1 protein-coding gene and 1 pseudogene are annotated in these 3099 nt (G+C 51.6%); both read left to right on the forward strand.

Annotation, left to right across the window (positions count from 1 at the left end; translation table 11 throughout):
- A pseudogene (locus EN742_RS29765) lies at positions 1-747 on the forward strand (elongation factor 4); the annotation flags it as partial.
- Between the two features lie 469 nt (positions 748-1216).
- Entirely contained in the window at positions 1217-3022 is a 1806-nt protein-coding gene (locus EN742_RS29770; protein ID WP_126057240.1) for an RNA-directed DNA polymerase, read from the forward strand.
- Positions 3023-3099: the final 77 nt, after the last annotated feature.

The following is a 3099-nucleotide window of genomic DNA, read 5'->3' on the forward strand; positions in this document are numbered from 1 at the left end:
GAGATCATCCAGGAGCGGCTGGAACGCGAGTTCAACCTCGACCTCATCGCCACCGCGCCGTCCGTCGTCTACCGCATGAACCTCAACGACGGCACGGTGAAGGAGCTGCACAACCCGGCCGACATGCCCGACGTGGTCAAGATCGCCTCGATCGAGGAACCGTGGATCCGCGCCACCATCCTGACGCCTGACGACTATCTCGGCGGCATCCTGAAACTCTGCCAGGACAGGCGCGGCATTCAGGCCGATCTCTCCTATGTCGGCAAGCGCGCCATGCTCACCTACGACCTGCCGCTCAACGAGGTCGTCTTCGACTTCTACGATCGCCTGAAGTCGATCTCCAAGGGCTACGCCTCCTTCGACTATCACCTGACCGACTATCGCGAGGGCGACCTGGTCAAGATGTCGATCCTGGTCAATGACGAGCCGGTCGACGCGCTGTCCATGCTGGTGCACCGCACGGCGGCTGAAAAGCGTGGCCGCCAGATGTGCGAGAAGCTGAAGGAGCTGATCCCGCAGCACCTGTTCAAGATCCCGATCCAGGCGGCAATAGGCGGCCGCATCATCGCCCGCGAGACCGTCTCGGCCCTGCGCAAGGACGTCACCGCCAAATGCTACGGCGGCGACGTCTCGCGCAAGCGCAAGCTGCTCGACAAGCAGAAAGAGGGCAAGAAGCGGATGCGGCAGTTCGGCAAAGTGGATATCCCGCAGGAGGCGTTTATCCAGGCGCTGAAGATGGGGGATTGAGGTCTGTGTAGACCGTCGAACGAGCAGCCGACAAAGACCCTCGGACAACATCAGGGATGGTGATGAGAATCTATCGGTTGACTTCCGATGGCCGGAAATGGCCGCCAGCACAGAAAGACGGGCTATTCGTTCTCGGGGATCCTGAAGCCCGGAACATCAAACACCTCAAAAAGAACGAGGTCCTCGTCCGAACCGAGGAAGAAGCAATTCGCCTGATCCTAAAGGGCTTCTCAATTCGCATCGAAACGAGGACTCGGCCGTCACTTGTTAGGCGCAATATCTTCATCGACGGGAAGCGTGTTAGCTGAGACAACCGACTTCACCCAAGGGCGTTCGTCCCAGCGCTTATGAGGGATTTCGAAATCAGTTGGCGGCCGCGTTCTGCCAATGGAGACAAGATAGACGTCGGCTGCGCTTTTGGCTAAAGAGTAGAATCTAGATACGCCGACTTCTCTCTTGGGTAATTTGAGTGACCCAACACTCTCCAAAATACAGCCTGAGAGCTCAAGATATCCTAAGGTATCTCACCGCCAAGCGACTGGAAGAGAAGTGGCGGAAGAAAACAAGATACGATCTAAAAAGACAAGTATTCCCGGACCCTGTGGAGTATCTCGATCTTCAGTCAAGCATCGATGCTGTGATTGCGCGAATACGATCGGCCATCCGTAGGGGGAATTTCGGTGTAAGCCAGCCCCGGCGCTACCATGTCGAAAAAACTCTCGGATTGTGCCGACTGATGGTTCAGACCTCGGTCGAGGCAGCCATCATACTGCAATGCCTTTCGGACAGGCTCTACAGCGACATCAAGAAACAGTCCCCGTCCAAAAACGCGTTTTTTGAGCCGCAAGATCACAGCTTCAAGCCGACCGACGAACAAGAGTACGGAACATTCAAATCATGGAAGAAATTTCAAGAAAAAATATTAGACTTTCGTGATGAAAACAAGTTTGTAGTCGTCACTGATATATCGAATTACTACGATTTCATCGATCTTGTACAGTTGCGGAACGTGATTACGTCTTTCGTGACGGTCCAAGAGTCGCTCTTTGATTTCTATCTTCATATAATATCCGCACTCGCTTGGCGACCAGATTTCATGCCTCCACGTCAAATAGGTTTGCCACAAATCGATCTCGACGCACCAAGGCTGCTTGCTCACTGCTACCTATTTGAGTTGGATCGCTTTATGGAGCAGCGTTCTCAAAAGAATTATGCGCGGTTCATGGATGATATCGATGCAGGCGTGGACACCATCGAAGACGCGAAGAAGTTACTTCGAGATACTGATCTGGTATTGCAATCACGCAGTCTGAGATTGAATGCCGGTAAGACCCGGATATTGACTGCCAAAGAGGCCTATTCACATTTCAGAGTGCGGGACAATCGCTTCTTAGAGCAATTGGAGGCACGGCTGCTTGCAATGACCTCGGCGGGCGAGTCTATAGAAGCGAAAATTAAAAAGGTATCGCAGGTTTTCGAGGAACTATATAAACGCGGCTACTTCAAGGTGGGAAATGGTGAGAAGATAGTAAAAAGACTGATAGGTATATACAATAGGTTTTCGGCAAGAATTCCGGATATCCTGTTCGAATATTTTATGTCACTCCATCCTAATTTACGCGACTCGGCACTACGAAACGTAGGGATATGCGGTGTTCGTAAGGTCGATTTCGATAGGATTAAGGCCGTGTTTGAGCGAGGATTGGTTTGCGACGACTACTTCCGATTGATTCTTGCAAAACGCCTCGTAGAAGCCAAGATCGAATATGATGGAACAGAGGCAGGTTCACTGAAGGCGATCCTAACCTATTTTCCAAAGGACGATTTCTGCTCGGTCTACGCTGCGATCTGGATTCTTTCTCGGTTCGGATTAGCCAAAACCATTTTTAAGTTCCTTGAGGAAACAGAATTTGTTTGGACGAATGACGAGTCTCTATCTCGATTGGTTGCCGGAATGTGGCCGCGACTCAGGGAAAACAAGGAGGAATTTCCAAAGTATTATATCTATCTTGGCGAGCGGTTGCTGCCTAGTGGGGTGGAACTGCTTGAATTTCATAAAGAGCTGGAAGGAGAAGCGGTCAAATACAAACGCATCAAGTCAGTTATTGGCGCAAAAAACGATAGCGTGCCGCTAAAATGCACACACGAGAAGATGTTGGTTTTGCAGTCGGTACTCCGAAGTGCGGAAATCGCAGAGGGAGATAAAGCTAAGCTCACCAAGACGCATTCGTACATTATGTCTGAAAAAAGCTATTCGGCGGGCGGAGTCATATAGGAGCATTGCTCTCGCGTCGCGCGACGGATGTAGTCCCTTCACCATCCCCCCACATCGGCGTATCCTCTCCCCGGCTT

It is taken from the genome of Mesorhizobium sp. M4A.F.Ca.ET.020.02.1.1, assembly GCF_004022645.1.
Classification (GTDB): Bacteria; Pseudomonadota; Alphaproteobacteria; order Rhizobiales; family Rhizobiaceae; genus Mesorhizobium.